This window comes from Enterobacter sp. YSU, assembly GCF_016082135.1.
In the GTDB taxonomy this organism is placed as follows: domain Bacteria; phylum Pseudomonadota; class Gammaproteobacteria; order Enterobacterales; family Enterobacteriaceae; genus Enterobacter; species Enterobacter hormaechei_C.
Genome location: NZ_CP059487.1, coordinates 1055981 through 1080202 on the forward strand (window position 1 = coordinate 1055981; position 24222 = coordinate 1080202).

At 55.5% G+C, this 24222-nt stretch carries 21 protein-coding genes; 10 read left to right on the forward strand and 11 right to left on the reverse strand.

Annotated features, from left to right (window positions below; all coding sequences use genetic code 11):
- Position 1 precedes the first annotated feature (1 nt).
- The 5 genes from H2Z33_RS05135 to H2Z33_RS05155 form a co-directional block, all read right to left on the reverse strand.
- Complete coding sequence (locus H2Z33_RS05135) at positions 2-5587, reverse strand: ATP-binding sensor histidine kinase (RefSeq protein ID WP_063135001.1); 5586 nt, start codon at positions 5585-5587, stop codon at positions 2-4.
- A gap of 9 nt (positions 5588-5596) precedes the next feature.
- Positions 5597-5977 carry a response regulator transcription factor gene (locus H2Z33_RS05140; RefSeq protein WP_045348380.1) on the reverse strand — a complete coding sequence of 127 codons (381 nt, stop codon included), beginning with the start codon at positions 5975-5977 and terminating at the stop codon, positions 5597-5599.
- 23 nt (positions 5978-6000) lie between these two features.
- Entirely contained in the window at positions 6001-6261 is a 261-nt protein-coding gene (locus H2Z33_RS05145; protein WP_003863056.1) for a XapX domain-containing protein, read from the reverse strand.
- Positions 6258-6479 (reverse strand): DUF1427 family protein, encoded by a 222-nt coding sequence (locus tag H2Z33_RS05150; protein ID WP_032652455.1) that lies wholly within the window; start codon positions 6477-6479, stop codon positions 6258-6260. The genes H2Z33_RS05145 and H2Z33_RS05150 overlap by 4 nt, the downstream gene beginning before the upstream one ends.
- 61 nt (positions 6480-6540) lie before the next feature.
- Complete coding sequence (locus H2Z33_RS05155) at positions 6541-7227, reverse strand: hydrolase (protein ID WP_003863053.1); 687 nt, start codon at positions 7225-7227, stop codon at positions 6541-6543.
- A 220-nt stretch (positions 7228-7447) separates the two neighbouring features.
- On the opposite strand from H2Z33_RS05155, the gene H2Z33_RS05160 reads away from it, so the two are divergent.
- Genes H2Z33_RS05160 through H2Z33_RS05175 form a run of 4 tightly spaced genes read left to right on the forward strand, consistent with a single transcriptional unit; the run spans position 7448 to position 12194 of the window.
- On the forward strand, positions 7448-9319 hold the full coding sequence (locus H2Z33_RS05160) for an amidohydrolase (RefSeq protein WP_063135000.1): 1872 nt from the start codon (positions 7448-7450) through the stop codon (positions 9317-9319).
- Complete coding sequence (locus H2Z33_RS05165) at positions 9319-9726, forward strand: DoxX family protein (RefSeq protein WP_017383877.1); 408 nt, start codon at positions 9319-9321, stop codon at positions 9724-9726. The genes H2Z33_RS05160 and H2Z33_RS05165 overlap by 1 nt, the downstream gene beginning before the upstream one ends.
- Complete coding sequence (locus H2Z33_RS05170) at positions 9723-11342, forward strand: MFS transporter (RefSeq protein ID WP_023303025.1); 1620 nt, start codon at positions 9723-9725, stop codon at positions 11340-11342. The genes H2Z33_RS05165 and H2Z33_RS05170 overlap by 4 nt, the downstream gene beginning before the upstream one ends.
- A 30-nt stretch (positions 11343-11372) precedes the next feature.
- Positions 11373-12194 (forward strand): alpha/beta fold hydrolase, encoded by an 822-nt coding sequence (locus tag H2Z33_RS05175; protein ID WP_047637761.1) that lies wholly within the window; start codon positions 11373-11375, stop codon positions 12192-12194.
- A 39-nt stretch (positions 12195-12233) separates the two neighbouring features.
- Here the strand turns inward: H2Z33_RS05175 and H2Z33_RS05180 are convergent, their stop codons facing one another.
- Positions 12234-13628, reverse strand: coding sequence for an MFS transporter (locus tag H2Z33_RS05180; protein ID WP_063134999.1), 1395 nt, complete (start codon positions 13626-13628; stop codon positions 12234-12236).
- Between the two features lie 45 nt (positions 13629-13673).
- Entirely contained in the window at positions 13674-14762 is a 1089-nt protein-coding gene (locus tag H2Z33_RS05185) for a cellulase family glycosylhydrolase (RefSeq protein WP_063134998.1), read from the reverse strand.
- Positions 14763-14947: 185 nt separating this feature from the next.
- On the opposite strand from H2Z33_RS05185, the gene H2Z33_RS05190 reads away from it, so the two are divergent.
- Positions 14948-15955 carry a LacI family DNA-binding transcriptional regulator gene (locus H2Z33_RS05190; RefSeq protein WP_063134997.1) on the forward strand — a complete coding sequence of 336 codons (1008 nt, stop codon included), beginning with the start codon at positions 14948-14950 and terminating at the stop codon, positions 15953-15955.
- On the opposite strand, the gene fosA is transcribed toward H2Z33_RS05190, so the two are convergent.
- Entirely contained in the window at positions 15941-16366 is a 426-nt protein-coding gene (fosA, locus tag H2Z33_RS05195; protein WP_063134996.1) for a FosA/FosA2 family fosfomycin resistance glutathione transferase, read from the reverse strand. The genes H2Z33_RS05190 and fosA overlap by 15 nt on opposite strands.
- A 185-nt stretch (positions 16367-16551) precedes the next feature.
- Between fosA and H2Z33_RS05200 the strand changes: the two genes are divergently transcribed.
- From H2Z33_RS05200 to H2Z33_RS05210, 3 genes are all read left to right on the forward strand, one after another.
- Positions 16552-17103 carry a hypothetical protein gene (locus H2Z33_RS05200; protein WP_032634092.1) on the forward strand — a complete coding sequence of 184 codons (552 nt, stop codon included), beginning with the start codon at positions 16552-16554 and terminating at the stop codon, positions 17101-17103.
- A gap of 200 nt (positions 17104-17303) precedes the next feature.
- A complete protein-coding gene (trpS, locus tag H2Z33_RS05205) occupies positions 17304-18308 on the forward strand; it encodes a tryptophan--tRNA ligase (protein ID WP_063134994.1) in 1005 nt (334 codons plus the stop codon).
- 574 nt (positions 18309-18882) lie between these two features.
- Positions 18883-19254: a hypothetical protein gene (locus H2Z33_RS05210; protein ID WP_063134993.1), complete on the forward strand. Its 372-nt coding sequence runs from the start codon at positions 18883-18885 to the stop codon at positions 19252-19254.
- A 58-nt stretch (positions 19255-19312) separates the two neighbouring features.
- On the opposite strand, the gene H2Z33_RS05215 is transcribed toward H2Z33_RS05210, so the two are convergent.
- On the reverse strand, positions 19313-19780 hold the full coding sequence (locus H2Z33_RS05215) for a SymE family type I addiction module toxin (protein ID WP_074133785.1): 468 nt from the start codon (positions 19778-19780) through the stop codon (positions 19313-19315).
- 301 nt (positions 19781-20081) lie between these two features.
- Here H2Z33_RS05215 and H2Z33_RS05220 point away from each other — a divergent pair, with 301 nt between their 5' ends.
- Positions 20082-20951, forward strand: a complete 870-nt coding sequence (locus H2Z33_RS05220; protein WP_063134992.1) for a phosphorothioated DNA-binding restriction endonuclease — start codon at positions 20082-20084, stop codon at positions 20949-20951.
- Between the two features lie 34 nt (positions 20952-20985).
- On the opposite strand, the gene H2Z33_RS05225 is transcribed toward H2Z33_RS05220, so the two are convergent.
- Positions 20986-22251 carry a DNA cytosine methyltransferase gene (locus H2Z33_RS05225; protein WP_063134991.1) on the reverse strand — a complete coding sequence of 422 codons (1266 nt, stop codon included), beginning with the start codon at positions 22249-22251 and terminating at the stop codon, positions 20986-20988.
- Positions 22252-22340: 89 nt separating this feature from the next.
- On the opposite strand from H2Z33_RS05225, the gene H2Z33_RS05230 reads away from it, so the two are divergent.
- Positions 22341-23057 carry a PmeII family type II restriction endonuclease gene (locus H2Z33_RS05230; protein WP_063134990.1) on the forward strand — a complete coding sequence of 239 codons (717 nt, stop codon included), beginning with the start codon at positions 22341-22343 and terminating at the stop codon, positions 23055-23057.
- Positions 23058-23505: 448 nt separating this feature from the next.
- Here the strand turns inward: H2Z33_RS05230 and H2Z33_RS05235 are convergent, their stop codons facing one another.
- Positions 23506-24219 carry a DUF6216 family protein gene (locus H2Z33_RS05235; protein ID WP_063134989.1) on the reverse strand — a complete coding sequence of 238 codons (714 nt, stop codon included), beginning with the start codon at positions 24217-24219 and terminating at the stop codon, positions 23506-23508.
- Positions 24220-24222: the final 3 nt, after the last annotated feature.

The following is a 24222-nucleotide window of genomic DNA, read 5'->3' on the forward strand; positions in this document are numbered from 1 at the left end:
GTTACATCTCCTGTCCGGCAAGCGGCAACGCGAAGGTAAACACCGTGCCGAACGGCTCTCTGCGGCGCGCGCTCAGTTTCCCCCGGTGCCGTTCAATGATGCTGGCGCTGATGGTCAGCCCCATCCCCATTCCCTGCGCTTTGGTCGAATAGAACGAGTCAAAGATCCGCTCGGTGAGCTCCGGCTCAATGCCGCTGCCGGTATCGGCGATCTCGAAGATCACCTTCCCCTCGGCGCAGTTCGCGGTGGCGATCGTGATGCTGCACGGGCGATCCGTCACTTCCGCCATCGCTTCCATCGCATTCATCACCAGGTTAAGCAACACCTGCTGGATCTGCACGCTGTCGCCGATGATAAAGCTGTCGTCAGCGTTCAGAAGATAATCAACGCTTATGTGTCGCAGCTCAAGTTCGCTGCGGGAAAGCATAATGATGTGGTGGATCAGGAAGTGCAGATCGATTCGCGTAAACGTGGGGTCCTGTTTGCGCGTCAGAGACTGAATGCTGCGGATGATCTCCCCTGCCCGCTCGCCCTCGGCGGCGATCTCCTCCAGCCCCTCGCGCACTTTTTCCAGCCGCGCCGGATCGCGGTTGAGCCAGCGCAGGCTCGCGCCGGCGTTCGAGACAATCGACATCAGCGGCTGGTTGATCTCGTGCGCGATCGAGGAGGTCAGTTGCCCGACGGTAGTGGCTCGTGAGACCCGCGCCAGATCCGCCTGCGCCACCCGCATCGCATCCTCCGCCGCCCGCTGGCTGGTGATGTCGGTAATGATGCCGTAATACTCATTCACCTCGCTGCCCACCCCCACCGGATCGCCAATCCCGAGGATGTAACGAACGGAGCCGTCGGTGCGGATGATGCGAAACTCCGCGCGCATCGACAGCCCGTCACGCACGCTCTGATTAACGAGGGTGCTGATCCGGCCATAATCATCCTCATGCACGAAGGTCAAAAACTCCGCCATTGAGATCATCTTTTGCTGCTCCGGCAGGCCAAGGATACGGGCGTACTCTTCGGACATAAACATCAGATCCTGCACCAGCTCCCAGCGCCAGCTGCCGGTATGGCTGATCTGCTCGCCCAGCATCAGCGAGGTCTGGCTTGCGCGCAGCTCTTTCTCCACCCGCCGGCGCTGGATGTTTTCCGCCAGCAGCTCGGCGTAGAGCCGCGCCGTCTCCAGCGAAACCGCCGCCTGCGCACCCAGCAGGCTGACCACGCGCGAATGTTCGGCGGTAAACACCTCCGGCATCAGGCGGTTTTCCAGATACAGAATCCCCACCAGCCGCGCCTGTTTGAACATCGGCACGCACATCACGGCGGCGCCGGACGTCACCAGATACGGATCCTGGCTGAACGGGTGGAACTCCTCCGGTTTGCCGGTGCGGATCTCCTGCCCGGTGCGGATCACCGCGGCCAGCACCGACAGCGGCATGTCCGTCGCCATCGGTGACGCCTTCAGGATGCGCACCCGCACGCCGTCGGTACTGGTCCAGGCGCTGGCTTCAATCTCCGGGATGTGATTATCGCTGACGCGCAGCAGCAGGCCACGCTGCGCCCCGGCCCGTTCAAGCAGCAGCGTCATCAGGTTTTCGATTAAACGTTCAAGGTTGATCTCTTCGGATAAGGCGCGTGAGGCTTTGATGACGCTCTGTAAATCGCGGATCACCTCGTTCTGGGCAAACGCCGCCGTGTCATACGCGCGGCTCTGCCCGGAGGCCAGCAGATGGGGGAAATCCTGCTCCAGCTGGCGCACCTTGGCCTGCGCCCCGACGCGCCCCCAGGCGGCAATCGCGCCGCGGAAATGGGCGTCGGAGGCGGTCGGGTAGCCGCAGGCCAGCGAGAAACGCCCGGCCAGCTCGTGCGCCAGGGCATTGATCGGGTTAAACCCGCCCTCCCGCGAGAGTCGCACCGCTTTTTCATACTGCTCCAGCGCGATGCTGTTCATGCCGTCCAGACGGACGATTTCGGCATAAATCAGCGCCTCTTTATCGGCAAATGTGCCCGGATTGATCCGCGCCCAGAGGGCAATTTTGTCGTAATGGTGATGAATACTGCGGCGATAATCCGCCGAAAAGGTTTCCGGCGTGAGCTGGCGGGAGAGCGCCAGCGCGCTGTAAAAATGGTAATCCAGCAGATGAATATGACCCGGCGCGGACCACGCATACCAGCCCGCCATTTCTAAATCCGCCTGTGCGTCGGCGTATTCGCCGCAGGAAAAGTGCGCCATCCCGCGATAGAGCCAGTACCAGAAGAGCATGGTCGAGGTCTGCTCGGGCGCCTGCTCCGGCGGCGCGGGCAGCAGATCGTCAGGCAGCGCCTGGGCGGCGCTCCATGGGCCCGTCACCGGCGTGCGTAAAAACTCCACGTAGCGGCGCTGAATGTGCAGAACGGTTTCAATGTCCTGGTAATCCGTTTTGCGCACAAAGGCCAGACCGCGATCGATGCTGGTCAGCACGCCATCCAGATGATCGCCCCGGGAGAGGAAGTTAATGATCTGATGACAGGCCGCGAAGCAGGCCATCGTCATGTCGCCGTGGGTCACCGCTGAGGTAAAGCAGGCCTTGGCGCACTCGATAGTGTACGACAGCGGCTGGGTCCAGACGCTGAGCTGGTCGAGCGGCAGCAGAGTTTTGGCTTCATAGGCATCATAGCCGTGGCGGTTCACCAGCTCACGAGCCAGCGTGCCGTACTCAAACCCGAGACGGTATTCGGCGTAGCGGTGGCCAATCAGCACGCCAAACCAGGCCATCGCCGTGGTGGAAGCACCGGTTATGCCGTGATCGAGCGTAAGGTGCATCATCCGGCACAGGAGTAAAAAGTGCAGGCGCGGGCAGGTAAAGCTGGCGAAAATACTGGCGCTGTAAAGCAGGTTCATCACCGCTTCGGTCTCTGCGTTCTCCATCAGCTTAAGCTGAGAAAACGGGTTCTGCGGCGCGTCGGCGGTGCGTTGACAGAACTGCTGCCAGGCCTCGTCACATTCGGCATTTTCCGGGTAGCGGCTGATCTGGATCCCGAACACGCCCAGCCAGCATAACGACGCCTCCAGCGCCAGGCGGATCTCCGACTGGCGCATATAAACTTCCGCCAGCAGGTTGGCGGCCAGCGCTTTCTCCGTCAGCCCGCCCGGTGAACCGAGGATCGCATCGCACAGCGCACGCGTGCGCTCCAGGTGTCCGAGCGCAAACTCACAGCCCGCCTCTTCGATATCCAGCATAAAGTCCGAGACCGGGCCCGCATTCCCCAGCGCTCTGGCGGTCTGGATATAGCTTAAGGCGGAAAGGTAATCGCCGGTACGCTTCGCACGCCGCGCGGCCTGAAGGCTCAGCTCCCGGAATCGCTGCCGCTGGGGTGCAGGCTGGATGCAGTCCAGCGCGGCGCTGACGTGGTGAACCGCGCGGAACAGCAGTTCGTTGCCCGCCGTCTGCCGCGCGGCATCCGCCAGCAGGCTGGCGGTGGTCAGGTGCAGATGGCTTTTCTCGCCCTCATCCAGCAGGGCAAAGGCGGCTTCCTGCACCCGATCGTGGGTAAAAGCGTACTCTTTCTCCGTCAGCACAATCAGCTGAGCGGTCACCGCCGGATGAAGCGCGTAGCGGATTTCCGCCGCCGACCGCCCCACCACGCGGCACAGCATCTCCAGCTCGCCCGTGCAGCCGAGGCAGGCGATGCTGCCCAGCAGGCGGCGCGTCTCGTCGGGCATCTCCTTGAGCTGTTCAAGCACCAGCGTCACCACGTTCTCGGTGTAGTGCCGGGCGCGGATGGCCTGGAGATCGTAATGCCATTTCCCCTGATATTTGTTGTGCACCACCAGTCCGTCATCGACGATGCGGCGGAAAAATTCCTGCACGAACAGCGGGTTGCCGCCGGTTTTTTCATGGATCAGCGTGGCAAGATCGGCGGTACCGGTACTGCGGGCATGAAAAATCCCCCCGAGCCAGCGCGCCACGGCCTTCACCGACAGCGGCTGCGGCACGATCGTCGTGGCGTGCTGCGCCGCCTCCGGCAGGCTCGCCAGCGCGGTCTGCAAGGTGGGCTCAGAAAGCGAACTGAGATCGCGGTGCGCCACCACCACCAGCAGCGGGATGGCGCCGCAGGCGCGCAGCAGGTGATCGAGCGTTTGCAGGCTGGCGGCGTCGATCCACTGCACATTATCCAGCAGCAGCACCAGCGGCGCGCCCTGGGTGGCGAAGGTTTTCACCAGCGCCAGCATCATATGGCTGAAGCGCGCCCGCGCGTCGATGGAAAAGGTATCCGCAGAGAAACGCGGTTTGTTCTCAAGGAGTAAATTCAGCTCCGGCACCAGGCTGACGGCCAGCTCCTCGAAGCCTTCCAGCGCGCGCGACAGGCGGATTTTCCACGTCGCTACCTCCCCGGCTGGCAGCCCGAGCAGGTGCAGCGTGAGCGTCCGAAACGCCGAACTCAGCACGCCGTAGGGCAGCGTGGGAGAATATTGATCGACCTTGCCCACCGCCAGCAGCACCTTGCGCTGTTGCAGCGATTTCAGCGTGGTGGCGATCACGGAAGATTTGCCGATCCCCGACGGACCGCCAATCGTCACCAGTTCCGGCGCACCGCTCTGGCTGACCCGCTCAAACGCGGCGATGACGTCGCTGGCCTGCGGATGCGCAGAGAAAAGCGAATCGGCAAGATGGATCGCCGGAGAGCGATCCTGCTGGCCGGGAATAAAGTCGACGATCTCACCTTCGGCGGTCAGCGTCGCCTGGCAGCGCCTGAGGTCGGCAATCAGCCCGTCGACGGTCTGATAGCGATTCTCCGGATTCTTCTCCAGCAGCTTAAGGATAATGGTCGACAGCATGCCGGGTACGTCCGGGCGCACCCGCCCCGGCGCAAGCGGCTCAGAGGCAATGTGGTAATGCGCCCAGTTGGTCTGGTCATCAGCGCTCAGTTCAAACGGCAATCGCCCGGTCAGAAGTTCATAAAGCACGATACCCAGACTGTAGAGATCGCTCCGGCTGTCGACGGCGCGCCGGGTACGCGTGGTGTGTTCCGGTGACATGTAGGCGGGCGTGCCGCCAGACGCGGCAAGCCGGGACTGGGAGAACGCGTCGGAGGTGCCGCAGGAAAGACCGAAGCTGCAAAGACGGCAGGTGGCGTCGTGATGAACGAAGAACGCCCCGGGTTTGATATCGCCGTGGATCAGGTTGTGCAGATGCATCTGGCGCAGGGGACCGCAGATGCGGATCGCCATTTCGATAAAGCGGGCGATCCCGGAAATCGCCTTACCTGCCCGGCACGCCAGCAGTTCAAAGCAGAACGGCGCGTAGACCAGCGCAAAACGTCCACGGTACTGGGTTGAAGCGACGGGCCGGATAGCCCAGCCGTCATGAAGCCGATCGCGCAGGGCAAACTCGTTTTTCAGCAGCCGGGTGGCCCGCTCCTCTTCTTCATCGCTGACCGCGGTGGCAATAATAAACGAACCGCCGGACTGGGGATGCCGCCCGTTCATCCAGGAGATGCCGCCCTCCTGCGCCAGCACGGTAAAAATGACATCCTCTTTCAGAACAAAAGCCCGCCCTTCATGGAGACTTCCCCGGGCGGGCCAAAATGCAGGCGACGTATGTTCGTTCATCCGCGATCCTTATTGTCGGCGGGCCAGCTCCCGCTGAATATGATCCAGCAGAATATCGATGTTAATCGGCTTACGCAAAAATGCAGCGGCGCCCAGACTGAGTGCATACCGCTGCATATTTTCATCAGCATGACCGGAGATAAACAGTACTGGCGGTGGCGGCGTGGCCAGCAACCGCAGCTTCTCAAACAGCTCGATGCCGTTCATGCCGCGTAGCTTGATGTCGGTGATCACCAGCGACGCGCCGGACAGGGCGAGAGGGTGGCTCAAAAACACCTCTGCCGAATCGAAGGTATCGGTAGCATACCCTTCCGATTGCAGCAGGTTACTGAGCCCGCTGCGAACAGAGCGTTCGTCATCAATGATGGCAATGCGCCACGGCAGCGTCATGCTGTCTTTCCTCAAACAAATCGTTACGCGTCGCGGCTTTCCTTCGCGGGCGCTGGGGGCGCGGTACCGCTGATCTTCGGTACGCATTCATGACGAAACCAGGCCAGGGTCAACGGTTCGCGGCTCACCAGACGCCGTCCGATGGGGATTAGCTGTTCACCCACCAGCATGCCGAACAGGCCAAGCAGCGCGACGACCGGCGGCGCCGGGGAATGCACGTCGAGCAGGGCGTAAAGTACCCCAGCCGCGACCCCGCACACCAGCGAAATAATCCAGGCCTTCATGATGACGCTCCAGACAGGTGCTGAACGTGGGGAACCGTCACCTGCACGCCCTCGGGATTGTCGCGGGATAAAAGATGACGCATCGCCTGTTCCCCCGCCAGCATCCCCAGCAGGCCAATCAGCGCCAGCGCGGGCGGCGCGGGGGAACGCACCTTCAGCACGGCATACATCAGGCCAATCAACACGCCTGCCGCGAGGGATATCAACCCTGTACTCATTGTGAACTCCAGAGAAAAAGGCAGCGGCGAGCCGGATGAGGGACCAGCCCGCCAGCGGAACTTAGCGAGCCGGAACCGGCGCTAAGGTGCGGTGCTCGCTCTTCTGACGAGACGGCGCTTTGTGCACCATGGTGTAGGCGTAATCCACACCCATTCCGTAGGCACCGGAGTGCTCGCGCACGATATCCATCACCGCGGTGTAGGTCTCTTTGCGCGCCCAGTCACGCTGCCACTCCAGCATCACCTGCTGCCAGGTCACCGGGATCACGCCCGCCTGGATCATGCGCTGCATCGCGAAGTCGTGGGCTTCTTTGGAGGTGCCGCCGGAGGCGTCTGCCACCATATAAATTTCGTAGTCGCCTTCCAGCATCGCGCACAGGGCAAAGCTGTTATTGCACACTTCGGTCCACAGGCCAGCGACAACCACCTTCTTCTTGCCGTTGGCCTTCAGCGCGTCGCGCACCTTCTGGTCGTCCCAGGAGTTCATGGAGGTACGCTCCAGAATGTCCTGGCCCGGGAACACGTCCAGCAGCTCCGGATAGGTATTGCCGGAGAAGCTTTCGGTCTCAACGGTGGTGATGATGGTTGGGATGTTGAACACCTTAGCCGCTTTCGCCAGCGCCACGGTGTTGTTTTTCAGCACCTGGCGGTCAATAGACTGCACGCCGAACGCCATCTGTGGCTGGTGATCGATGAAGATGATCTGACAGTTGGCAGGGGTTAAGACTTCGAGCTTAGAAGTGGTCATAAGATTATCCAGTGAGGTTAAAGGTTAAAATCGCCGCGAACAGCACGCCGATAAAATCGCGTTCATCCTATGACCCACAGCGCTGTGGTGTAATTATCTCTTCGTATAGTTAACCTTAGGTATAGTTATACTTTGGTATACCTATCCTATTGTATAACTGGATCTTTGCCGAAACCGGTTCCCATAATCCTGACCATTCCCCTCTTAGTCTGGAGCTATTATGGTTACCCTCGGTAAAGCCGATCTCATTCTGGTTAACGGCCAGTTTCACACCGTCGATCGCGAGAATCCTGTCGCGGAAGCCGTTGCCGTGCGCGACGGAAAATTTCTGGAAGTGGGTACCGTCGCCGAGGTGATGCAACACCACTGCGACGGCACTAAGGTGGTCGACTTAAAAGGCCACACCGCCATCCCCGGCCTGAACGACTCGCACCTGCACCTGATCCGCGGCGGCCTGAACTACAACCTCGAGCTGCGCTGGGAAGGCGTGCCGTCCCTGGCCGACGCCCTGCGGATGCTAAAAGAGCAGGCCCTGCGCACGCCATCGCCCCAGTGGGTGCGCGTGGTGGGCGGCTGGAGCGAGTTCCAGTTCGCCGAGCGCCGCATGCCGACCCTGGACGAAATTAACGACGCCGCGCCTGACACCCCGGTGTTTATCCTCCACCTGTACGACCGCGCCCTGCTCAACCGCGCCGCGCTGAAGGTGGTCGGCTACACCAAAGACACGCCAAACCCGCCGGGCGGGGAGATCCAGCGCGACGCCAACGGCAACCCGACCGGAATGCTGATCGCCCGTCCGAACGCCATGATTTTGTACGCCACGCTGGCGAAAGGGCCGAAGCTGCCGCTGGAGCAGCAGGTCAACTCCACGCGCCAGTTCATGCGCGAGCTGAACCGTCTGGGGCTGACCAGCGCCATCGACGCGGGCGGCGGCTTCCAGAACTACCCGGAAGATTACGAGGTGATTGCCGAGCTGCACGAGAAAAAGCAGATGACCATCCGCATCGCCTACAACCTGTTTACCCAGCGTCCGGGCCACGAGCTGGAAGACTTTGAAAAATGGACCGATATGCTTACGCCGGGCCAGGGCAGCGATTTCTTCCGCCACAACGGCGCGGGCGAGATGCTGGTCTTCTCCGCCGCCGATTTTGAAGACTTCCTCGAGCCGCGCCCGGATCTCGCACCGGGCATGGAGGACGAGCTGGAGCGCGTAGTGCGCCATCTGGTGGAGCACCGCTGGCCGTTCCGCCTGCACGCCACTTACAACGAATCCATCAGCCGCATGCTGGACGTGTTCGAGAAGGTGAACCGTGACATTCCGTTCAACGGGCTGCACTGGTTCTTCGACCACGCCGAAACCGTGTCGCAGGCCAACATTGACCGCATCAAAGCACTCGGCGGCGGCATTGCCGTCCAGCACCGCATGGCCTTCCAGGGCGAGCACTTTGCCGAGCGCTACGGCATCGAAGCCACCCGCCACACGCCGCCGGTGGCGAAAATGCTCGAGACCGGCGTGCCGGTGGGCCTGGGAACGGACGCCACCCGCGTGGCGAGCTATAACCCATGGACCGCGCTCTACTGGCTGGTCTCCGGCCGCACCGTTGGCGGGATGCAGATGTACGATCACAGCGCCCGTCTGGATCGCGATACCGCCCTCATGCTCTGGACCCAGGGCAGCGCGTGGTTCTCCAGCGAACAGAACCAGAAAGGGCAGATCAAAGCGGGCCAGCTCGCGGATCTGGCGGTGCTCAGCAAAGATTACTTCCGCGTGCCGGAGGAGGAGATCAAGGGCATCGAGTCCGTCCTCACCGTAGTGAACGGCGATATCGTCTATGCCGCAGGCGCTTTTGGCCCACTCGCGCCGCCCGCCATTCCGGTCCTGCCCGAGTGGTCCCCGGTGGTGAAGGTGCCGGGCCACTACCGCAGCGCGCCGCCGCAGGCCGCACGCGTGGGTATGAGTATGGCTCACCACTGTAGCGGCCCGTGCGGGGTTCACAACCACCAGCATGACTTTGCCCGCACGTCAGAGATGCCGGTATCCGACGATAACGCTTTCTGGGGTGCGCTGGGTTGCAGCTGCTTTGCATTCTGATGAAACAAAATGACGCTTCGCCCCGGATCGATCCGGGGCTGTTCTTTCTGCGCCTGACCGGCAGTCTGCTGCTGCTTTACGTGCACGGTCTGCCGAAGGTGCTGCACTTCAGCGAAGAGCTGACGCGCATCGAAGATCCGTTTGGTTTTGGGCCGTATGCCAGTCTGATCCCGGCGATCGTCGCCGAGGTGATCTGCCCGCTGTTTATCATTGCGGGCGTGTACACCCGCCTGGCGTGCCTGCCGATTATCGCCGTGCTGCTGGTGGCGATGCTGGCGGTCCACCCGAACTGGTCGATTGCCGAGGGGCAGTTTGGCTGGCTGCTGCTGATTATCTTCACCACCCTCGCCCTTACCGGTCCGGGCCAGTGGCGAGTGCAGCGTAAAACAACGGAGAGGTTCGCATGACCCAGGTAAACGACGTTCGCGACGCACACGTCGAGACGACGCCCGCCCCCGCGGTTTCACCCTGGCAGCCGCTGAGCCAGCCGGTGTTCCGCATGCTGTGGATCGCCACGGTGGTCTCTAACGTCGGCTCATGGATGAGCGACGTCGGTATCAACTGGAGCATGCTGACGCTCAGCGCCGATCCGCTGGATATCGCGCTGGTGCAGGCGGCGAGCAGCCTGCCGATGTTCCTTTTCGCCCTGCCGTCCGGGGTGATGGCGGACATCGTTGATCGACGTAAATACCTGCTCTTCTCCCAGCTGTGGGTGTTCATTGCCGCCGCCGGGCTGACGCTGCTCTCTTTTACCGGACACGTCACCCCCACCGTTCTGCTGGCGGCGACGTTTCTGCTGAGCGTGGGTGCGGCCATGAGTTCGCCGCCGTTTCAGGCGATTGTCCCTGACCTGGTGAGCAAGCCCGAGCTGGGTTCCGCCGTGGCGCTTAACTCGCTCGGGGTCAATATCAGCCGGGCAATTGGCCCTGCGCTGGGCGGTTTTCTGCTGTCGCTTGCCGGGCCGTGGATGGTGTTTGCCCTGAACGCGCTGTCCGTGATGGGCGTGGCGTGGGTGCTGTGGCGCTGGCGTCCGGCACCGTCCGTGCAGCGTTTGCCACCGGAGCACTTCTTCTCTGCGGTGCGCTCCGGGATTCGCTACGTGCACGCCGCGCCGGTGCTGCGCAACGTGCTGGTGCGCACCGTGGCCTTTTTTGTTTTCGGCAGCGCGGGCTGGGCATTGCTGCCGCTGGTGGCGCGCCGCGAGCTGGGCTTAGGCCCGGCGGGCTACGGCGTGATGCTGGCGTGTATCGGCCTTGGCGCCATTGCCGGGGCCATCCTGCTGCCGCGTCTGCGCCAGCGGCTGAACGCCGATCGGCTGATGGTGGCCGCCAGCCTGACGTTTGCGATCACCATGCTGGCGCTGGCATTTGTACGTCACTTTTGGCTGCTAAACTTGTTTGAGTTCTTTACCGGCTTCGCGTGGATTGCGGTGCTCTCCACCCTCAACCTTGGCGCGCAGCGCAGCGCCGCACGCTGGGTAAAAGCCCGGGCGCTGGCGGTGTATCTGACGGTCTTTTTCGGTTCGATGACCGCAGGCAGCGCCGTCTGGGGCCAGATCGCCTCGCAGTTCGGCACTCCGGCTTCGCTGGTTGTCGCCACGCTTGGGATGGTGCTGGCGAGCATGACGGTGTTCCGCTGGAAGCTGGAGAAAGATCCGGATTTAAATCTCGACCTGAGCGGGCAGCCGCTGGACGGGGTGGAGATTGAACTCCCGAACGAGCGTGGCCCGGTGCTGGTCTCGCATGAGTACATCATCGACCCGCAGAACGCGAAAGCGTTTTTGCAGGCCGTGCACGAGCTACGCCGGGTGCGCCGCCGCGCCGGGGCGATGAGCTGGGCGGTGTACGAAGATATTGAACGTCCGGGTCTGTTTATCGAGACCTTCCTGATGGGTTCCTGGATCGAGCATCTGCGCCAGCAGGAGCGCCACACCATGAATGACCTCCTGTTGCAGAGCCGCGTTCTGGCTTTTCATCAGGGCACAACATCACCGGCAATTCGTTATCTGGTCGCGCCGGTCTGAACATAACAATCACCTGTAGAGGAACACACTATGGCAACGTTTAAGGCAAAAGATGGTACGCAGATTTATTACAAAGACTGCGGCGCGGGCAAACCGGTTCTTTTCAGCCACGGCTGGCCGCTGGATGGGGATATGTGGGACAGCCAGCTGAACCACCTGGCCGAGCGCGGCTACCGCACCATCGCCTTTGACCGTCGCGGGTTTGGACGTTCAGATCAGCCGTGGAACGGCTATGACTACGATACCTTTGCATCCGACATTAACGACCTGATCACCACGCTGGATCTGCGCGACGTGACGCTGGTGGGCTTCTCCATGGGCGGCGGCGACGTGACGCGCTACATCAACAACTACGGCAGCGAACGCGTGGCCGGTCTTGCCCTGCTGGGCGCGGTAACGCCCATTTTCGGCAAATCCGAAAGCTACCCGGAAGGGGTCGATCAGAGCGTGTTCAGCGGGATTCGCGACGGACTGCGTAAAGATCGCGCTCAGTTCATCAGCGATTTCGCTACCCCATTCTACGGCACCAACGCCGGGCAGACCGTTTCTGCCGGTGCCCTGACGCAGACGCTGAACATCGCCCTGCTGGCGTCCCTGAAGGGCACCATCGACTGCGTAACCGCCTTCGCCGAAACCGACTTCCGCCCGGATATGGCGAAAATCGACGTGCCGACGCTGGTGATCCACGGCAGCAACGACCAGATCGTGCCGTTTGAAACGACCGGCAAGCTGGCGGCAGAGATGATCAAAAACGCCACGCTGAAAGTGTACGACAACGCGCCGCACGGCTTCGCGCTGACCCACCAGGACCAGCTCAACGAAGATCTGCTGGCGTTTGTGCAGTCGCTGTAAGTCATTACGCGAAGCCTGATGGCGCTTCGCTTATCAGGCCTACAAGGGCTGGTCCTGTAGGCCGGGTAAGGCGCAGCCGCTACCCGGCGCTTTCGCAGACGCATTCCGCTCCGCCAGCAGCCGACAAATCTCCGCATGCTTCTCTTCGGTAAAGGTAAAGCGCGACATAAACCCCATTCGGATCAGCGAGCCTATCGCCGGTAACAAACAAATCCCGAAGAACAGTCCCGCCAGTACGCTGTCGCTCTGTGACTGCGCCTGCGGCACATAGTCGATCATCGTCAGAAACACGCCGATGAGCCCGCCGCCCACCGCCACCGACATCTTGCCGGTAAAGGTCTGCCCGGAGAAGGTGATCGCCGCGCAGCGCTTGTGGGTGTGGTATTCCGCGTACTCGATGGTGTCAGCAATCATCGACGAGGTGAGGATGTTGGTCATCATCACGAACAGCGTGCTCAGGCCGAGCAGGATAAACAGCAACGCCGTGTGCTGATAGCCCGTGAACCACATCACCACGCGCACCGCCACGTCCAGCCCGCAGAGGATCATAAACAGCTTCCGCTTCTGCATCCGGCGGGTCAGCAGCGGGGCGACCAGGCACAGCACCGCCGCCACTATCCCCATCACGCCAATTGCCATTTGCAGGCTGCCGTCGCCCATATTGTTGATAAAGAAGTAGATATAGAGACCGCCCGCCACGTTATGGAACACGCAGAAAAAGAACGACAGCAGGACAATAAACAGCGGCTTGTTCTGGCGCAGGTTGTGGAAGGTGTCGCGCATCGTCACCTTTTCCGGGCTCGGCGGCACGCGCTCTTTGATCTGCATAAAGCCGTTGAGCATCATCGGCAGGCCCACCAGCATCATCACCAGCGCCGCCATAAAGTAGCCTTTATCGTTGCTGTACTGGGCAAAGAACGCCGCCAGCTTCGGGAAGAAGATGTTAGCGCAGGCGATCCCGGCATTCACTCCGAGCATCGCCGCCGTCACCGCGCGGGTGCGCTGGCCGGAGTCGTTGGTCATCACCGATGACATCGACCAGAACGGGATATCGGAGATGGCGTACAGCGTCCCCCACAGGATATACGTCACCCCGGCGTAGAGGATTTTGGTGGTCATATCCGCTTCGATTTTATAGAACGCGAGCAGGGTGACCCCGGTGATCAGCAGCGGGGCGATCAGTAAAAAGTGGCGAAACTTTCCGAACCGGCTGTTGATGGTGTCCATAATGCTGGCAAACAGCGGATCGTGAACCGCATCCCACGCACGGGCAATCAGGAAGATGGTACTTGCCGCCAGCGCCGAGATCCCCAGCACGTCGGTGTAAAAATAGTTAATAAACGAACCCACTAAACCAAAGCTAAAACACTGACCTAAACCATAGCCAAAGTAAGACCACAACTCGCGAGACGGTATTTTCATTGTCATTGCCATAGTGCGTACCTGGTTGCCCGGCGACAGCGCGCCGGGTCATTATTATTAGCCCTGCGGATTCGGGGCGATTTTGCGCAGCTTCTTCATCAGCGCGATTTCAGCGCGTGAGAACGGGATACCGTTCTCCTCAAACACGTCGTGGAACCACAGGCGGCAGTAGTCCGTGGACTCCTTCATCACTACCGGCCACGGCAGCCAGGTCTGGGTTTTACCGCGCACCAGCCCCCACTGATACGGCGCGACCTTCGCCATGTACATCAGCGGGAGCTGCTCTTCGATGGTGCCGCCCACGTGACGCGCCAGCCATTCGGTGCAGAAGATTGGGCGGCCCAGCGCCTGAAGCTGCTGGATAATCGCCGTCATGCGCCCGGTATTGGTATAGGCGTGGTAGCTCACCACATCTGACAGCGCCAGCGCGGTCTGGTCCAGCGGGTGCTGGTAAAACGTCTCGCCCTCTTCTTCCGCCGGCAGACGCCACGCGCAGATGGTGAGCGGCTGGGTCGGGTCTTCCTCACGCACCCAGCGGAACGCCTGCTTCATCAACTCGTGCGCGCAGGTCTCCAGCTTCTCGTCGTACAACACCTCCTCCGTGCCGGTCGCGAAAATGCCGCGGTTGCCCGGCTCGTTATACAGATCCCAGAGCAATACGCGCTTATCCTCGCGAAACTGGCGCACAACGTCGCGGATATAGCGCTCAATCTGTGGCCAGCAGTCGCGATCGCACACCTTATTGCGTCCCGGGCTCGCTGCCGCCTGGCTGTTGTGCTTGCCCGGTACGGGCGGCTTTTGCGGGCCGAGGTACGGCTCGTCGCCGGAGAACCCGCAGTCGTCCATCAGGGTCAGCATGGTGCTGAACCCATGACCGTCGGCAACCGTCAAAAAGCGGTCGATGCGCGCCATCAGCCCGTCGCGGTCGTGCTCCCAGACGATGAACGGCAGGTTGATGCGCAGGGTGTTATAGCCCGCGTCCGCCGCCCAGCCCAGCTCGCGGTCGATGGTGTCGGCATCGAAGGTCTCTTCCTGCCAGATATCGGTCCAGTTCACCGCCGTCGACGGCAGATAGTTAAACCCGCACAGCCAGCCTTTCTGCTGATACCACGCCTGTGCCTGCTCCCTGCTCCATTGCTCTTTCATTACGCATCCTCTTACTGATAATATTTAGCTAATAAATATTAGTTGCAGAATAAATGCGCAAATCGTGGCGCTCAGAAAAGCGACGCCTCTCACAAAGTTCACGCTTCGATGGATGAGAAACGTGATCGACGGCGCTAAAGCGTGCGGTTAGGGTATGATGCGAAATCGCGAAAGGGAGAGGACGGATGAAGCGAAAAACAAAAGTGACGATGAACGATATTGCGCGGGCGGCAGGGGTGTCGCAGGCGACGGTATCGCTGGTGCTTAACCAGTCCCGCAACATCAAGCTCAGCGACGATACCCGCCAGCGGGTGATTAATGTGGCTACCGAGCTCGGCTACGACCGCCTCCCCGCCGTTCACGCCCCGCGCAACCAGGAGGAGATCGCCCTGCTGGTCAGCTCCATGCAGAGCTTCGACCCGTTTATCGACGCCATCAGCCAGGCGCGGGAAGCGGCGTGGCGCAACGAGACCCTGCTCACCGTCTACGACTACGGCGACGACGTGGAGCTGGCCCTGAACATCATCCGCCAGCTGGACAAGCGCAACTGCATCGGGATTATCCTTGCCTCTCCGGTCACGAACGTCGTCGATATGACGGCATTCCAGGACTGCACCCGCATCCCGCTGGTGCTGCTCAACCAGCGCGACCCCGGCTCGCCGCTGCTGCCGTCGTTTATTCCGGACGACTACGCCAACGCTTTCCAGGTTACCAGACACCTCATCGCCTGCGGCGCCACGCGCATCGCCCACATCACCGGCGAGAGCTGGATGGAGGCCTCGCGCCAGCGTCTGGCGGGCTACCAGGCGGCATTACAGCAGGCCGGACTGGCGTGCGACGACGGTCTGGTGCGCCAGACCAACTGGCAGTTCAGCGAGTCCTTTACCGCGACAGCTTCGCTGCTGGAACTGGCCGAGCGCCCGGACGCCATCTTCTGCGCCAGCGACTGGCTGGCGATTGGCTGCTATCAGGCGCTGGCGGTGAACGGTGTGTGCATCCCGCAGGATATGCTGCTGGCGGGCTACGACGACCAGAAGATCTCCGAGCAGTTGACCCCGCCGCTGACCAGTATCCAACTGCCCTACAGCGAGCTGGGACGGCTGGCGGTGGAGTACCTGTGCAATCAGGAAGATGCTGCCACGCACGTGACGCTGGCGGGCAGGCTGAAAGTGCGCGCCTCAAGCCTCGTCTGAGGTAAACACCATGCCCGCGTAGGGCTTCTCGCGACACGCCGCCAGCCGCGCGGCGAGGCTGCCCACGTGCAGCTCCAGCTTGTGCCCGTCCGGGTCGAGAAAATAGAACGACGCCCCCTCGCTTTTGTTCTGCTTCCAGACGGTGACGCCCGCCTGCTCAAGCCTTTGCGAGAACGGTTCAAAATCCTCCTCCGCCACGGTAAACGCGTAGTGGGTGTAGTCGCTCTCCTGCGGCGGCACGTACCGGTGCGCCTCGTCGTACGACAGGCAGACCCACAGATCGCCGCAGGTGAGATAGGCCCCGGTATTCCAGCGGGCGTGCAGCGCAAGCCCCAGCAGCTCGTGCCAGAAGGTGACGCTCTTTTGCAGGTCGCTGACCGCAAGGGTCAGGTGGTTGAGTGATTGCAGCATGACGTGCCCCGCATGACTGAAATTTAGTTAATTGATCTTACCTCTACAGAGCCTTTTCAAAAGCATTTCGGAGTAATTTGCATTAAGTGAACTCCATATTTAGCCCCCCCCATAATTGACAGCAGTAGATGCAGAGGATCTTGTTATATGATACTCGCTATTATATACCTCGGACATATAACCAAATGAAAAAAATCATAAAATACCGTTTAAGTAATCTTCAGACATTCATAATTTCTTTTTTCTTAATAATTATCGGTTGTAGTATAACGCGGTATACCAGCCTTGAAACCGCATGGCTTTTTTTGTTGGGTGGGCTTTTTTTAGCATTTATATCACTTCTGGAAAGCAAGCGTCTTTCGCGCGTTGAAAAAGGGGTTTCTCTCATTTTCTTTGGGATATTCATGGGATTAGGAATTCCAGAACTGTTCCAAAAAAACTATAAAGACTTAATGACCCCTGATTTCAACGAGAACCTTGCTATATTTACTCAAATGGCTTTTTTTGTTTGTGCCGGAGCCGGAGGAGGTGTACTCGCCAACCATGCTGAGAATATTAAGACGGTCGACGTCACACCAAATACGCAAAATGGAAATGTTGATACAGCATTAAACTATATAAAAACATTGCAAGTAGAAGCCATATCACAGCGTAAAAAGATAGAGCAGTTAAGGTTAGTTATAATCGTAGCTGTAGGCTTGGGTTTGGCAAACCTTATCGTAACCATTTTAAAGTAGAGAAGGATGCAATTGAATTGTTCAATAATTATGATACTGTAGTTCTATGAACATAAACCACGCCGTGCTCACCGTAAACCGCTGGTGGCTGCCTTCTTAAAGGCGGCACGGAGTTGTTTTCCTCATTTTCAAATAGCCGCCGAAAGGCGGCTTTCTCACATCTTAGACCCCTTTCGGCATTACAACGTTAAGGAGTCTTTATGAACGCACCAACCATTCTCACCGGCGATCGCCCAACCGGCCCGCTGCACCTCGGTCATTTCGTCGGATCGCTGCGCCAGCGCGTGGCGCTTCAGCAGACGCACAACCAGTTTGTGCTGATTGCTGACCTTCAGGGGCTAACCGACAACGGCAGCAACCCGCAGAAAATTCGCGACAACATCCCCGAAGTGCTGGCCGACTACCTCGCCGCCGGCATCGACCCGAACCTGACCACGATCTGCCTGCAGTCTGCCCTGCCCGCCCTCGCCGAGCTGACGATGCTGTATATGAACATCGTCACCGTTGCCCGCGTGGAGCGTAACCCGACGGTGAAAAACGAGATTGCGCAGAAGGGTTTCGCCCGCTCGCTGCCGGTCGGGTTTATGGCCTACCCCATCAGCCAGGCGGCGGACATCACCGCGTTTAAGGCCGAGTGCGTGCCCGTCGGCGACGACCAGCTGCCGATGATTGAGCAGACCAACGAGATTGTGCACAAGATGAACAGCCTGCTGCCTGCTCCGGTGCTGCGCCACTGCAAGGCGATGCTGAGCGACACCAGCCGCCTGCCCGGCATTGACGGCAGCGCCAAGATGTCAAAATCGCTGGGCAACACGCTGCATCTTTCTGCCAGCGAAGAGACTATTCACCGTGCGGTCAGCGCCATGTACACCGACCCGAACCACCTGAAGGTGAGCGACCCGGGGCAGATTGAGGGGAATGTGGTGTTTACGTACCTCGACGCGTTTCATCCGGACAAGGAGAAAGTGGCGGCGATGAAGGCACACTATCAGGCCGGCGGGCTTGGGGACCGGGTATGTAAGAACGAGCTGGAGGGGTGTTTGCAGGAGCTGATTGCGCCGATGCGGGAGCGGCGGGCGATGTATATGCGGGATAAGGGGGAGTTGATGGCGATGCTGAAGCGCGGGACGGAACGGGCGCAGGGGGTGACGCAGGCGACGTTGAGGGAGGTGAAGGTTGGGTTGGGAGTGCCGGTGTTTAGTTAAAGTAGGTTTAGCGGTGGAGTGCGTGGAATTGGCATGAAGCCGCTAACTTGATCATTACGGAAATCAGCGAGGCGCAATAAATTCTGAAATGCATTATTAGCCATTGTTGTTTGTCATTCTGTTGAGAGCGCTATATTCATAGACTCTTTATTTTTCAACCGTCTCGTCAAAAGCTATGAGCAAGTTTATTATTTACATGCTGAATATATTATTTTGTGGTTATGTACTGGCTACATGCCTCATTTCTTTGGTTAGTTTTGATAACTGGGAGGACTGTACAATCGCAATAACAATCATATTAGGAAGTGCACAACTTATTGCGACATTACTTAATCGGGCACTGCCTCATAAGTTACATATTTTAGGGGGGATAGCTGAACTGATAGAAGATCCGCTATTAGTGATTGGCGCAATTGTGTGTCTGGATGTGTTTGAACCCTGGCCGATAAAGATTATTGGGATGTTTACGTGGATTGTTTTGATTTTCTTTGTACCTTCAATAATAAGTCCCAAGCGTTAACTAAGTCTATTAATCAATATCTACGTCATTTCTTCACCCACGGAATCCAACATAATGTACCCCACTATTTCGCAGGTCATTGAGGTTGTACGTCAGTCCTCGGGACATCATCGCAAGCGCATTGATGAGAACACCCTAATCGAAGCCGACCTTGATATATGCGGCATGGATGGCGATGCCCTGATTGAAGACTGCGAGGCAGCGTTTGGCGTTACGCTTGTCACTGAAGAAGATGGCTATGAGAAAACGTTTTCCCTCGGTGAAAACGAGTTTCTTTTTAGCACTGAGGGCATAGATTACTTTGGTATATGCCGTTTGATTCGCAGGTTACGAGGCATTCCCGAACCTGTTATCCGCGATTTAACCGTTGGTGAACTCCATGCTGTATTGGTTAAGGCTGTTAGAGAACAAAGACATGATGTTTGAGTTATTTTTAGCGGTGTACGGGCATGGGTTTACATGCCCGTACTGGCTGGCTTGAAGTTTAAACAGCCTTCCCACTCCCACGCTTAATCACCGGCATATCACCCGTATCATTTAGCGCCCCCGGAAACGTCTTCAACCACTGCGCGACTTTCTGTTTGTTGATATTCACCACACTCATACCTTCCAGGCATCCCCATAATTCTCTTGTATGCTGTGGCGTAATGACAATGCAGTCTTTCATGGCGCGGATTTTTACCGGCATGCCGTTGATAAAGCCCGCGCGGGTTAACCAGTCTCCGCCAAGGAGAAGATATTTCATGTCTATGCGTGCATACAGTTCGCAGCAGGCGGCACTGGCCTGAGGCGTTTCTGCGCGGGGATGAATGGGCGCGGTATCGGGCTGGTTGCCGTGCAGACGGCGGGCGCTGTTTTTGCGTACCAGCTCGCGGTTTTCAATCATGCCGGTGAAAGCGTCTGATTCTGTTTTGCAAACGGTAAACTCTGGCTTAAAATTCGTCGCAGCCATATACAACTCCATATTAGTTGGTTGTGGTTAGCGGTATGGGGGTGTTGCAGCACCTTCATATCGCGAATTCTTCGTTAAATTCTCTCTGATACTTCCTTTTGCCATTCGGCGTAATTTCTGGTGCTCATTATACAGGGCTGAATATAAATACAGCGGTTTTGGGTTGGGGAAATTTGGAATTTGCGAGGGGGATTCAGGAAATAGAGTTATGTACGGTAAGGTCATGTTTTTGTTGATTGCGGGTTGATTGGTCTGGATTTTGCGAGCATCATCGCAATTATTTACCTTCTTCCGTAACGCGATGGCTTCCAGCAAAACTCTCGAACAGGCAATTGCCGACATCACTATCTGGCACAAAGGCGAACAGCGTGCGCCGCATAAGCCTTTATTGCTTCTGTACGTACTGGCGAACTATCAGCAGGGGCATGCGAGACTGTTTGATTACGGAACCGAGGTTCACGAGCAGCTGCTTAGCCTGTTAGAACGCTTTGGCCCGCAGAGGAAGGCACATTATCCAAATATGCCCTTCTGGCGGCTCAAAGGAGACGGTTTTTGGGATCTGAAGAATACTGAGTTTTGTTCGACCACTGGCAGTAAACAACCGCCTGTTAAAGAACTTGTAGAACATAACGTCGCAGGCGGATTTGATGAAGAACACTTTGCGCTGCTGAGTAAGAACAAAAACCTGATCGGCTCGCTGGCGCAGCAAATCCTTGAAGCGCATTTTCCAGAAAGCATACAGGAAGATATTGCGGATGAGATGGGTTTTGATATCCAGCAGATTCGTAAGGTTCGCGACCCGCTGTTCCGCCAGGAGGTTCTGCGAGCTTATAACTATGAGTGTGCAATCTGCGGGTTTAACATGCGACATGATAACGCCTCTGTTGGACTTGAAGCCGCGCATATCAAGTGGAAGCAGTTTGGCGGGCCGTGTGAGATTCCGAACGGACTGGCACTGTGTGCGATTCATCATAAGGCGTTTGATAAGAGATCGATTGGGCTGGATGAGAGTATGCGGGTGCTGGTTTCCGAGGCGGTGAATGGGGGCGGGATTGTTGGGCAGCTGTTCTGGGATTTTGCAGGGAAGGAGATTGCTTTGCCGATGGTGAAAGGGAATTATCCAAGTGAGGGGTTTGTGGATTGGCATCGGAGGGAGGTGTTTAGGAGTTAATCAGGCAGCCAAAGACTGCCTATGAGATTATAGATTAGTTCGATTCTATATCATTAAGAAGACGAACAAGGGAGCGTCCCAATGCTGCAGCCATATTGACCGGAACGGCGTTTCCTATTTGGCGATAAATAGCTCCAAGTGACCCTTTAAACTCCCATTCATCAGGGAAAGTCTGGATCCTTGCATATTCACGGATCTGCAATGGTCTAGTTTCCACAGGGTGACATCTTTCAGTTTGTTTTTGCGCAGGGGAAGTTGTAAGGGTTAGGCTAGGCTCATCAAGCGATAAGCGTCTCGCCATTCCGGTTTTTCCACCGCCAAGAAAATAACTTCCTTGCATATATTCTTTTTGGAGTTCAATACTAAGATCTCTCCAATATCCTCCTGGAGGGACAAAAGACATGATTTCCTTTTTCCTTAATGGATATAATTGACCCGGTGAATCTGGAACATCCGTAGAATAAAGTTCCCCAGCATAGAAAGCATCCCTAAGAGTCAGAACTCGCTTATAAGGTGAAGGCCATTTAAATATAGCCTGTTTTGCAATATCTTTTCTTACTCCAATAAGAATAAGTCTCTCTCGCTTTTGTGGCACTTTATAAAACATAGCTTTAAGAACTCTTGGTTCTACAAGCTCATAGCCAAGCTCATGGATAATTTCACGGATTATTTCCAGGGTTCGTCCGTTTTCATGAGTTAAAAGACCTCTTACATTCTCCGCCATAAAAACTTTCGGCTGTAATTCTTTTACTGCACGTGCAAATTCAAAGAAAAGTGTTCCTCTAGTATCTTCAAATCCTAATTTTTTACCCGCATAAGAAAAGGCCTGGCATGGGAACCCACCAGTCAAAATATCAACATTTTCATTGATCTTTGTAAAATCTATATTAGATATATCCCCTTCAACAACATTCCAATGCGGTCTGTTGTGTCTAAGTGTTGCACAAGCTGCTTTATCTAATTCATTAAGAAAAATACTATCGAGCCCTGCTTTTTCAAGCCCAACAGCCAAGCCGCCGCCACCGGCGAAAAGTTCAACTAACTTATAAGGGCGAGAAGGAAGAATACACTCCTCAGTCTCCCACTCGCTGCTAATCATTTGATTTACCTCTGGAAAATGAGACAAATCCTGTAGATTAAATAAAAGTTTATCGTCTTGTGTTGACGATGACGGGACTAAGATCCCTTTTGAAACCCAAGCATCTAGTGTACGCTTTGATTCTGAAAGGATATCAGCAAGCACTTCGAGCGAGAGATATTCGTTACTCGTTGTAGGCAAAAATTCTTGGACATCAGACATATGACGCTTCCAAACTTGTTAAACACTGTTTTATTATACAGTATTCCCAAGCATTTGTTTAGCGTTTTGTTATGAAAATTGAGGAAGATATGGAAGATAAAGATTTGATTTTGGAGCAGGTAAAACAATGGTTTAGTCAATCCATAGCGGCAAACCATATCAAGAACACGGTGAAACTTGTAAACCCAAAAGAATTCGATATAAACCCCTTTCTAACAATTTATTTAGCCAAATACTTAACTGGTGATGCTTCTGCACAGAGCATAGCTCGAGCTTTAATATTACCGAGGGTTTTAGGAACTTCTATTACAACTTCTTTTGGTCAAAATATGCAAAGCTTCATTAGTATTTTGAGGCAATCATACGGAAGTACAACTTCTGGTGTAGATATAGAATTTATAGACCAAGTTGATGGACACAGGAAATATTGTCAAATAAAAGCTGGGCCAAATACGATTAATAAAGATGATGTCGAATCTATTACTGGGCATTTTCGTGACGTCTTAAATTTAGCGAGAACCAATAACCTTCGTATTCCGCATGACGATCTTATCATTGGTGTCCTTTATGGCGAGCCATCTGATTTGAATGCAAGTTATAAAAGAATTACAAGGCAATATTACCATCCTATTTATACTGGTAAAGAATTTTGGCATAGACTTACCGGTGATGAAGATTTCTACTCTGATCTTATTGATGCAATAACTTCAGTAGCTACTGACGCCGATTTCAGTGAACGATTAGAAGAAGTAATTAGTGAGCTTGCGAGAAATGAGAAAATAATAGCGCTTGAACAACTCAATTAAATATAATCGCATGTTTCTTTCGTAAACATGCGATTAATCTCTAAAATTGTATAAATCAAAGACATAAAGTTTGAATATGTCCTTATAGAACCCTAAATTTAATTTAAATACTTTTCAATCTTACCAGAAAAGTGAAAATAAAAAATTAAATTTATGCAATACTATAAAATAAAACCCATCATCAAAGAAAATGTACAGATGACCCACGAGCAGTGCAACTACCTCAGCTTCCTAAAATAAGAAATGATGAATTGTCCCCTTGAAATAACGAGAAGCTATCGACTATTTCACTTCCCAGTACTATGAATTAATAAACATCATCGGACAACGACTTATAATCAGATATTATTAAATTTCATCTTTATTGCCAAGGAAATTAAATTTATCAATTGTTTATACTTTGATGATATGCAGATGACAATATTAATTACACTGCATAACACAAGAATTATTTAATTAAAAACTTATTCTGAAGGTACTGATCTCGATATTTTATTAACTTTGGAACTATTGTTATTGGAGCACAAATTATTGCTATAATAAAAAGTGCATATGTAATAAAGATTATATTAATAAACACTACAACATTTCTATCTTTTCTAAATTTCTCGACTCTTTTCCTAATATGAACTTTTTGTTTATCTAATCCTACTGAGTTGCATATCAGATAAACCAAATCGTAGCTTGCGCCGATGCTTTTTGATATTTCTTGATAAATATCAGTATGACACGCATCTTGATCAAGTCTCCATTTATTATTATCAGGATAGCTCCTTGCATCATTTTCAGAAATGACAAACCATTCATCTGTAGATGATAGAGTTAAATTAGCATACTCTCTTGGAGTATTTAAAATTATTTTAAATGAATAATAAGAGAAACAACCAATCGAAACCATTATAATAAGTGAAAAAAGAAGCATCAAAAATTTATTTATTGAAGTAATAGGCTTTACATTTTCTATATCCACATTCCTATATGAAAGCCGATATAAAAAAGTACTTATTCCAGCATCTTTTACATAGTCAGGTATTGGTTTGAAAAGTTTCATATAGAAACCATTCGGCAACATTTTATTCTGTAATATAGAACTAATGACACCAGCAACTATAGCCACAATCAACGGATAGATTAACTCACTAAGTAAACTATTATTTTGCATACT

Bases quoted from the DNA above. Each gene is read 5' to 3' on its own strand.
- H2Z33_RS05145 (WP_003863056.1), bottom strand. From the start codon at position 6,261: ATGAAGGCCTGGATTATTTCGCTGGTGTGCGGGGTCGCGGCTGGGGTA.
- H2Z33_RS05150 (WP_032652455.1), bottom strand. From the start codon at position 6,479: ATGAGTACAGGGTTGATATCCCTCGCGGCAGGCGTGTTGATTGGCCTG.
- H2Z33_RS05220 (WP_063134992.1), top strand. From the start codon at position 20,082: ATGGCTTCCAGCAAAACTCTCGAACAGGCAATTGCCGACATCACTATC.
- H2Z33_RS05160 (WP_063135000.1), top strand. From the start codon at position 7,448: ATGGTTACCCTCGGTAAAGCCGATCTCATTCTGGTTAACGGCCAGTTT.
- H2Z33_RS05215 (WP_074133785.1), bottom strand. From the start codon at position 19,780: ATGGCTGCGACGAATTTTAAGCCAGAGTTTACCGTTTGCAAAACAGAA.
- H2Z33_RS05140 (WP_045348380.1), bottom strand. From the start codon at position 5,977: ATGACGCTGCCGTGGCGCATTGCCATCATTGATGACGAACGCTCTGTT.
- trpS (WP_063134994.1), top strand. From the start codon at position 17,304: ATGAACGCACCAACCATTCTCACCGGCGATCGCCCAACCGGCCCGCTG.
- H2Z33_RS05200 (WP_032634092.1), top strand. From the start codon at position 16,552: ATGAAAAAAATCATAAAATACCGTTTAAGTAATCTTCAGACATTCATA.
- H2Z33_RS05165 (WP_017383877.1), top strand. From the start codon at position 9,319: ATGAAACAAAATGACGCTTCGCCCCGGATCGATCCGGGGCTGTTCTTT.
- H2Z33_RS05190 (WP_063134997.1), top strand. From the start codon at position 14,948: ATGAAGCGAAAAACAAAAGTGACGATGAACGATATTGCGCGGGCGGCA.
- H2Z33_RS05185 (WP_063134998.1), bottom strand. From the start codon at position 14,762: ATGAAAGAGCAATGGAGCAGGGAGCAGGCACAGGCGTGGTATCAGCAG.
- fosA (WP_063134996.1), bottom strand. From the start codon at position 16,366: ATGCTGCAATCACTCAACCACCTGACCCTTGCGGTCAGCGACCTGCAA.
- H2Z33_RS05155 (WP_003863053.1), bottom strand. From the start codon at position 7,227: ATGACCACTTCTAAGCTCGAAGTCTTAACCCCTGCCAACTGTCAGATC.
- H2Z33_RS05210 (WP_063134993.1), top strand. From the start codon at position 18,883: ATGTACCCCACTATTTCGCAGGTCATTGAGGTTGTACGTCAGTCCTCG.
- H2Z33_RS05230 (WP_063134990.1), top strand. From the start codon at position 22,341: ATGGAAGATAAAGATTTGATTTTGGAGCAGGTAAAACAATGGTTTAGT.
- H2Z33_RS05235 (WP_063134989.1), bottom strand. From the start codon at position 24,219: ATGCAAAATAATAGTTTACTTAGTGAGTTAATCTATCCGTTGATTGTG.
- H2Z33_RS05135 (WP_063135001.1), bottom strand. From the start codon at position 5,587: ATGAACGAACATACGTCGCCTGCATTTTGGCCCGCCCGGGGAAGTCTC.
- H2Z33_RS05180 (WP_063134999.1), bottom strand. From the start codon at position 13,628: ATGGCAATGACAATGAAAATACCGTCTCGCGAGTTGTGGTCTTACTTT.
- H2Z33_RS05175 (WP_047637761.1), top strand. From the start codon at position 11,373: ATGGCAACGTTTAAGGCAAAAGATGGTACGCAGATTTATTACAAAGAC.
- H2Z33_RS05225 (WP_063134991.1), bottom strand. From the start codon at position 22,251: ATGTCTGATGTCCAAGAATTTTTGCCTACAACGAGTAACGAATATCTC.
- H2Z33_RS05170 (WP_023303025.1), top strand. From the start codon at position 9,723: ATGACCCAGGTAAACGACGTTCGCGACGCACACGTCGAGACGACGCCC.